Annotated in this window: 10 protein-coding genes; 5 read left to right on the forward strand and 5 right to left on the reverse strand. The window is 68.6% G+C overall.

All coding sequences use genetic code 11. The annotated features are described in order from the left end of the window. Window positions 1-75 precede the first annotated feature (75 nt). Window positions 76-573, reverse strand: coding sequence for a serine protease inhibitor ecotin (gene eco / locus HMPREF3115_RS12570; RefSeq protein WP_065494575.1), 498 nt, complete (start codon window positions 571-573; stop codon window positions 76-78). Between the two features lie 143 nt (window positions 574-716). Here eco and HMPREF3115_RS12575 point away from each other — a divergent pair, with 143 nt between their 5' ends. Next, a complete protein-coding gene (locus HMPREF3115_RS12575; RefSeq protein ID WP_006398661.1) occupies window positions 717-1,061 on the forward strand; it encodes a hypothetical protein in 345 nt (114 codons plus the stop codon). A 132-nt stretch (window positions 1,062-1,193) separates the two neighbouring features. Here HMPREF3115_RS12575 and HMPREF3115_RS12580 read toward each other — a convergent pair whose 3' ends face one another. Further along, a complete protein-coding gene (locus HMPREF3115_RS12580) occupies window positions 1,194-1,556 on the reverse strand; it encodes a hypothetical protein (RefSeq protein ID WP_006405713.1) in 363 nt (120 codons plus the stop codon). A 155-nt stretch (window positions 1,557-1,711) separates the two neighbouring features. Between HMPREF3115_RS12580 and HMPREF3115_RS12585 the strand changes: the two genes are divergently transcribed. Next, the gene (locus tag HMPREF3115_RS12585) at window positions 1,712-2,092 is read left to right on the forward strand and encodes a DUF5594 family protein (protein WP_006398659.1); all 381 of its coding nucleotides are present in this window, start codon (window positions 1,712-1,714) and stop codon (window positions 2,090-2,092) included. A 175-nt stretch (window positions 2,093-2,267) separates the two neighbouring features. Continuing rightward, complete coding sequence (locus HMPREF3115_RS12590) at window positions 2,268-3,635, forward strand: MFS transporter (RefSeq protein WP_006398658.1); 1,368 nt, start codon at window positions 2,268-2,270, stop codon at window positions 3,633-3,635. A gap of 24 nt (window positions 3,636-3,659) precedes the next feature. On the opposite strand, the gene HMPREF3115_RS12595 is transcribed toward HMPREF3115_RS12590, so the two are convergent. The 3 genes from HMPREF3115_RS12595 to HMPREF3115_RS12605 form a co-directional block, all read right to left on the reverse strand. After that, the gene (locus tag HMPREF3115_RS12595; RefSeq protein WP_006405714.1) at window positions 3,660-4,256 is read right to left on the reverse strand and encodes an AAA family ATPase; all 597 of its coding nucleotides are present in this window, start codon (window positions 4,254-4,256) and stop codon (window positions 3,660-3,662) included. Beyond that, a complete protein-coding gene (otsA, locus tag HMPREF3115_RS12600) occupies window positions 4,249-5,670 on the reverse strand; it encodes an alpha,alpha-trehalose-phosphate synthase (UDP-forming) (protein ID WP_070554609.1) in 1,422 nt (473 codons plus the stop codon). Before otsA ends, HMPREF3115_RS12595 begins: the two co-directional genes overlap by 8 nt. Before the next feature lie 127 nt (window positions 5,671-5,797). Next, window positions 5,798-5,995, reverse strand: coding sequence for a hypothetical protein (locus HMPREF3115_RS12605; RefSeq protein WP_006398655.1), 198 nt, complete (start codon window positions 5,993-5,995; stop codon window positions 5,798-5,800). Window positions 5,996-6,349: 354 nt separating this feature from the next. On the opposite strand from HMPREF3115_RS12605, the gene HMPREF3115_RS12615 reads away from it, so the two are divergent. Beyond that, window positions 6,350-6,901, forward strand: coding sequence for a hypothetical protein (locus tag HMPREF3115_RS12615; RefSeq protein WP_006405717.1), 552 nt, complete (start codon window positions 6,350-6,352; stop codon window positions 6,899-6,901). After that, the gene (locus tag HMPREF3115_RS12620) at window positions 6,898-7,392 is read left to right on the forward strand and encodes a hypothetical protein (RefSeq protein WP_006405718.1); all 495 of its coding nucleotides are present in this window, start codon (window positions 6,898-6,900) and stop codon (window positions 7,390-7,392) included. Before HMPREF3115_RS12615 ends, HMPREF3115_RS12620 begins: the two co-directional genes overlap by 4 nt. Window positions 7,393-7,549 lie beyond the last annotated feature (157 nt).

Consider the following 7,549-nt stretch of genomic DNA (forward strand, 5'->3'; position numbering starts at 1 on the left):
CGCTGACGGGCACGGGCGCGGGCGCCGCGCCGCCCGCGCAGTCGTGATCGCGCGGCGCCGCGCCCGGCGAATGCGTTAGCGGCCGACTGCCTGCTGCACGTCCGTCGACGCGTGCCATACGCGATAGCGCACGTCGAAACCGTCCGGCACGTACACGACGAGCGGCAAGCGGCTGTTGTAGCGCAGCAGCTGCCCGTCGGTGCGCACCTGCACGAAGCGCTGCTGCGGCGTCTGCCCTGGGCAGGCCATCATCGTCGCTGCCGGCCCTTTCACGTCGGTCAGCCGATAGTACGGATAGCCCCAACCCTTCACGTCCTCGGCAGTGAGCTCGCCGCCGAACCAGTGCTGGTTGCAGTCGGTCTCGAGCGTCTTGCCGATCATCAACTCGACGCGCGCATCGCCTTCGTTCTCGAGCGCGGGCAGCGCGATCACGAAGCGCTGCTGGCCGGCTGCCGGTTGCGGAAACATCTTGATCGACTCGGCCGATACGGCCGGCGCCGACGCAGGCGTAGCCGCGCACGCGGCAGTCGTCACGCAGAACGCGGCCAGCGCGGCCCGGATCGCGAATTTCATCGATGTGCTCCTTGCAAACAAAAGAGCCCGGGATGCTAACACTTTCCCCGCAACACCTTACGCCGCTGTAATTTCGCGACACAATTGCGAACAGCCGGCAACGCTCGCGCGCGGTATTTATAGCGGAACCAACGGAGAACATCATGCTGAAGCTCATTGCTGCCGCGGGCGCCGCCACACTGCTGGCCGGCTGCGTCGTCGGACCGGACGCCGGATACGGCTACGGGCAGTCGTACTACTCGGATCCGGGCTACGCGTACGGCCCCGCTTACGCGCCCTCGCCCGTCTACGGCACGGTCAACATCTGGGGCGGCGGGGGCGGCGGACGGGACTGGGATCGCGGCCATCGCGACTATCGCCGCTGGGATCGCGACCGCGGCGATCACGGCTGGGGCGGCTGGGGCCGCGGCGGCCGCCGCGGCGACTGGAACGACGGCGGAGGCGGCGGCGGGCACGGCCGCGGCGACGGTGGCGGGCATCGCCACTGACGGATTTGCAACCGTTTGTATCCGCGCACCGGCGCGCCGAACGCGACCGACGCACGGTACAGCCAGCAAAAAGGCCCTCGCACGACGCGAGGGCCTTTTGTCATTCGAACTCCACGTATCGGCAGGCGCCGCTTACCAGCCGGCCGGCTGCGCATAGCCGCCCGACACGGGCGCACCGCACACGTACGCACGCTGATAGCGGTCGTAGCAATAGCGCGGGCCGTCGTCCTGATACTGGGCCTGCTGATAGGCCGGATACGCAGGCGGCTGATACGCGGGCGCCTGATAGTAAGTCGGCGGCTGATAGGCTGGCGCCTGGTACACGGGCGCCTGATACGCGACGGGCGGATTCAGCGCGGACGTGACGATCGCGCCGAGCACGGCGCCGCCGATCAGCGCGCCGATCACCGCGCCGCCGTCGCGGCCATGCGCGGACGCCGGGCCGGCTACCGCAAGCGAACCGGCGAGAACACAGACTGCAGCGATTTTTTTCATGGTGAGGCTCCCACGCGAAGTGGTACGAGATGCGATGCATTGTGGGCGCATGCGGCGGTAATAGATGCAGCAAGTGGTAACGCGCGATTACGGCGGCGCGGCATGCCGAAACGCGGCACCGCCGTGCTACGATTTTCGGCACTCAGGAGACGCTCATGCAGCCCGAAACCGCCCGCCGTTTCGATACCGAGTTCGCGCCGCGCATCGCGCAGGCGATCGCCGCCTTCTTCGCCGATCACGTGTCGACCGACGTCGTGCCGTACGGCGGCCACGGGCACCCCACACGCGTTCGCATCCGCAGCGCACCGCACGAGCACGTGAGCGGCTTCGCGCATCCGCTGAACCTCGAGCTCACGTGGGATACCGACGAGATCGAGCGGCTGATGGAAGCGGACGGCGCGCAGCGCTTCGAGCACTACTTGGCCGCGCTGCCGAAGAAGCTGAATGCGTGGCAGGGCGCGCGCGACATCGATCTCGCGTCGCGCACGCAGGCCGATCCGCTGGTGCGGCTCGGCGGCCTCGACTTCGAAGGCTGAGGGCGCGCCGCCCGGCATCGCGTGTCCGATACGCGCGACGCGGGCCGGTGATACACTCGGCCGGTCCGCTTCCGGCGACATTGCGCCGGGCCGGACGCATCGCCGTCATCGCCCGTCTTCATCGTTGCGTACGCAACCGGGCGCCGCTGCCGGACAACCTGCTTTCACTCCCGCCATGAACGCCGATACCGGCCTGCCGCTTCCGCAACGCTACTGGGCGATCGTCTGCGTCGCCCTCGGCATCACGCTTGCCGTGCTCGACGGCGCGATCGCGAACGTCGCGCTGCCGACGATCGCGCGCGACCTGCACGCCTCCGATGCCGGATCGATCTGGATCGTCAACGCGTATCAGCTCGCGGTCACGATCACGCTGCTGCCGCTCGCGTCGCTCGGCGAACGGATCGGCTACCGCCGCGTCTACATCGCCGGCCTCGCGTTGTTCACCGCTGCCTCGCTCGGCTGCGCGCTGGCCGGCTCGCTGCCGACGCTAGCCGTGATGCGCGTGATCCAGGGCTTCGGTGCGGCCGGCATCATGAGCGTGAACGCGGCGCTCGTGCGGATGATCTACCCGTCGTCGATGCTCGGGCGCGGGCTGTCGATCAATGCGATGGTCGTCGCGCTGTCGTCGGCGATCGGGCCGACGGTGGCGTCCGCGATCCTGTCGTTCGCATCGTGGCCGTGGCTGTTCGCGGTGAACGTGCCGATCGGCATCGCGGCCGTGCTCGGCAGCGTGCGCGCGCTGCCGACGAACCCGCTGCACGACGCGCCGTACGACATCCCGAGCGCGCTGATGAACGCGTGCGTGTTCGGGTTGCTGATCATGGCCGTCGACGGTTTCGGCCACGGCGAAGGCCGCCTGTATGTCGCGGCCGAACTGATCGTCGCGCTCGTCGTCGGCTACTTCTTCGTGAAGCGCCAGTTGTCGCAGCCGGCGCCGCTGCTGCCGGTCGACCTGATGCGCATCCCGATGTTCGCACTGTCGATCTGCACGTCGGTCGCATCGTTTACGTCGCAGATGCTCGCGTTCGTCGCGCTGCCGTTCTGGCTGCAGAATTCGCTCGGTTTCTCGCAGGTCGAAACGGGGCTCTACATGACACCGTGGCCGCTCGTCATCGTGTTCGCCGCGCCGCTCGCGGGCGTGCTGTCGGACCGCTACTCGGCCGGCATCCTCGGCGGCATCGGGCTCGCGCTGTTCGCGGCCGGGCTGCTGTCGCTCGCAACGATCGGCGCGCATCCGGGCACCCTCGACATCGTCTGGCGGATGGCGCTGTGCGGCGCGGGCTTCGGGCTGTTCCAGTCGCCGAACAATCGCGCGATGCTGTCGTCCGCGCCGCGCGCGCGCAGCGGCGGCGCGGGCGGCATGCTGAGCACCGCGCGGCTCACCGGCCAGACGCTCGGCGCCGCGCTCGTCGCGCTGATCTTCGGGCTCGCGCCCGACCGCGGGCCGACCATCGCGCTCTATGTCGCCACCGCGTTCGCGGCGACGGCGGCCGTCGTCAGCATGCTCCGCATCGCCTCGCCGCAGCCCGATGCGTCGGCCTGAACGCGCCGCGCGCCGACGCGCCGTTCAGGCCGTGTCGAGCGCGTCCAGTACGAAGCGCACGCGCGCCTTCACGCTCGCGCGCGGCAGTTCGATCAGGCGGTAACCGTAACGCGTATAGCAGGCGACCATCGCGTCGTACGTCCGTACGGCCTCGTCGAAATCCTGTCGCCGCTCGGCGTCCTGCGCATAGATGTCGCGCCAGGGCGGCGCGATGAACACGCGGCGGTGATAACGGAAATGCCGCGCGGCCGCTTCGGCATGCGAGGGTACCTCGATACCGGTCAGTTGCAGATAGCCGATCACGTCCGGCACGCCGCGATCGAAGAACACCGGCCCGCGCGCGCGCCGCGCGAGATCGTACGAGCGCATCTCCCAGCTCAGCATCAGCTCCGCGAACGCGGCGCGATCGTCCCACGGCAGCGCGCGGCCGCCGATCGCCATCTGATCGCGGATCACGCCGCGCCCGGCTTCGGCGGAACGCGCGAAGCCCGCCTGTTCGAGTGCGTCGAGCAGCGTGCTCTTGCCCGAACCGGGCCCGCCCGTGACGACGAAAAAACGATCGAGCGCATCGCCGTCCGGCGCGCACCGGGCGGCGCCGGACGCGCTCGCGTGCTCACGCATGCGCGATGCGCCGGCCCGCACGCTGCGTGACCGAGGCCGCCGCCGCGACGCTGCGCAGATCGGCGACGAAGGTATCGCGCCACACCGACAGATCGTTCGCGCGCAGCCGCGCGAGGTTCTCCTCATGACGCGCCTGCCGTTCCGCGAGCGGCATCGACAGCGCGCGCTCGAGCGCGTCGGCCATCTGCGACAGGTCGTACGGATTGACGAGCAGCGCGCCCGTCAGCTCCGCCGCGGCGCCCGCAAATTCGGACAGCACGAGCACGCCCGGATCGGCCGGATCCTGCGACGCGACGTATTCCTTCGCGACGAGGTTCATCCCGTCGCGCAGCGGGGTCACGTAGCCGACCTGCGACATGCGGAAGAACGCCATCAGCAGATTGCGCTCGTACTTGCGGTTCAGATATTGAATCGGCGTCCAGTCGAGCTGCGAAAACCGTCCGTTGATGCGCCCCGCCTCGCCTTCGAGCGTTTCGCGGATCCGCTGGTACGTCTGCACGTCGGAACGCGTCGGCGGCGCGATCTGCACGAGCGACACGCGCCCCTGCCACCCCGGCGCATTCGCGAGCATGCGCTCGAACGCCTGGAAGCGTTCGACGAGCCCCTTCGAATAGTCGAGACGATCGACGCTCATCACGAGCTTGCGGCCGCCCAGTGCGTCGCGCAGCATCTTCACCGGCTTGCGCGCGCCGTACTGGACGGCCGCCTGCGCGATCGCGTCCGGATACACGCCGATCGGATACGCGGCCACCTTCACGACGCGGCCGTGTGCATGCAGCATGCCGTCCTCGCTTGCGGTGCCGATCCCGCGCCGCTCGATGTAGTCGGTGAACGCCTGCTTGTCGGCATCGGTCTGGAAGCCCGTCACGTCATACGCGCACATGAACTTCACGAGCTCGTCGTGCGGCGGTACGAGCCGCAGCACGTCCGGCGACGGAAACGGAATGTGCAGGAAAAAGCCGATCGGATTCTTCACGCCGAGCTCGCGCAGCGCGTGCGCGAACGGCAGCAGATGGTAGTCGTGCACCCAGATCAGATCGTCCGGGCGCAGCAGCGCGGCGAGCTGCTTCGCGAGCATCACGTTCACGCGCAGATAACCGGCGTACTCCTGTCGGTCGAAGCGCGCGAGATCGCCGCGATAGTGGAACACGGGCCACAGCGTCGCATTCGAAAAACCGCGATAGTACTGATCGTAGTCGCGGCGCGTCAGTCCGACCGTCGCATAAGTCACGTTGCCGTCGCGCCGGATCGCCGGCGCCGCGTCCGGCGTCCCGACGATCTCGCCGTTCCAGCCGAACCAGACGCCGCCGGTTTCCCGCAGCGCGTCCATCACGCCGACCGCGAGGCCGCCTGCGCTCGGGCGTGTGTCCTCGCCGATGGCGACACGGTTCGATACCACGATCAATCTGCTCATTCGGCTTCCCCTCCTCGATTTCGATTGAATGGCGTGCGGCGCACGCCATGACGGGCGCGGCGGCGCAAACGCTGCCGCGCGGCGGTTCAGACGTCAGAGATGCGATGAAAGGCGACCGCGGCGGGACTCAGGCGTCCTGCTCCTGCCCGAGGTCGCGCTGATACTCGAGCCCTTCCGGGCGCGCACCGCCCTGGTTGTGATCGCCGTCGGACGGCGTTTCGCCGGGCGCGCCGGCAGGCGGTGCGGATGGTGCGTCGGTCGGTGGACGCGAGCGGTCGTTGCCTGCGTCGGGCGGCCGGTGCGAGAACCGTTTCGAACGACGCATGACGGGATGTCTCATAGCATGCGATGCGGCACGAGGCCGTCGTTGAAACAAGTGATGACAAAACAGTTTAGGCAGCTTCGTTTTGCGCAACGGTAACAAAACCCTTCAATTTGTAACGCTTCGACCCCTGCCTCGTCAACTCGCCCACAATGGCGGCGCGCGTGCGCGCGGGCCGGAGCGGCTGGCGCGGTTCGTCGATGCAAGGCGTGCCGATGCAGGAGCGCCGACCGGTCGCAGTGGCCAGCCGCCCCATTTGTCAAAGCTTTGCAGTTTTCCTGTGACGATTGCGAAACAATGACACGGCGCGTGCCGCGCACGCGCCGCCGCTTCCCCAGACAGGATTTGCACTCAGGGATGAACACTCGTTTCGAATCGCCGTACCGGGCCATGCCGGTGCGCATCGCGCTGGCAGTCACCGCTGCGGCCGCATTACTGTCCGGCTGCAATTCGCTGTACAGCGAAGGTGCGACGGCCGGCGCCGGTATCGCCGGCGCCGCGATCGCCTCCAAGGTCACGAACAACGCCGCCGTCGCGACGGGCATCGGCCTTGGCGCGGTCGCCGGCGCACGCGCGGGCGTGCAGTACACGCAGCGCGTCGCGCACCGTTATACGCAGGAACAGATCGCGAAGGCCGCGGGCCCGCTGGACGTCGGTGGCGTCGCGCCGTGGTCGACGAATCATTCGTTTCCGATCGAGGACGACGAGCACGGCCGCGTGACGGTCAGCCGGATGATCAGCGTCGGCCCGCTCGACTGCAAGGAAATCGTGTTCGCGGTCGATACGCCGGCGAAGCCCGACAAGCCTGCGCAATCGGCGTTCTACGTCGCCACGATCTGCCGCGACGGCCCGGTCTGGAAATGGGCCTCCGCCGAACCCGCGACGGAACGCTGGGGCGCGCTGCAATGAGCGTCGCGATCCGTATCGCGGCGCTCGGCGCGCTGTGCGCGACGGCCGTCGCGCTGTCGGGCTGCGGATCGGTCGGCGCGGCGAGCGGTGCGCTCGCGGGCGCGGCAACCGGCCTCGTGACCGCGAATCCGGCGGTCGGCGTCGGGGTCGGCATCGCGGTGCAGGCCGCGACGGACGAAGCCGTGAACCGCACGATGAAGCAGCTCCATCAGAACCAGCAGGATGCGATCGCGCAGGCGGCGGGCAGCCTCGCCGTCGGCGAAGTGAAGCCGTGGAAGGTCAAGAACACGATTCCGCTCGACAACGGCGAAGGCGAAGTGCGCGTGACGCGCGCCTATTCGACTGCCCTCGCGCTCTGCAAGGAGTTCGCGTTCTCGGTGAAGGACGGCGACAAGGCCGACTGGTATTTTGCGAATGCGTGCCAGCAAGGCACGCGCTGGAAATGGGCGTCGGCCGAACCGGCGGTCGATCGCTGGGGCAATCTGCAGTAACGGCGGTGTCCATGCACCGCCGCCGATGCGTGGCGCAGCGGGCCGGAGCGGCGTTCCGGCCGGCGTGCTTCAGGACTCGACGTCCTCGAGACTGAAGATCTCCGTCTGATCGTTATACGAGAAGATCTCGCCGTACCGCCCCCAGTCGATCACCGCG

It is taken from the genome of Burkholderia sp. HMSC10F09, assembly GCF_001806955.1.
GTDB lineage: Bacteria > Pseudomonadota > Gammaproteobacteria > Burkholderiales > Burkholderiaceae > Burkholderia > Burkholderia multivorans.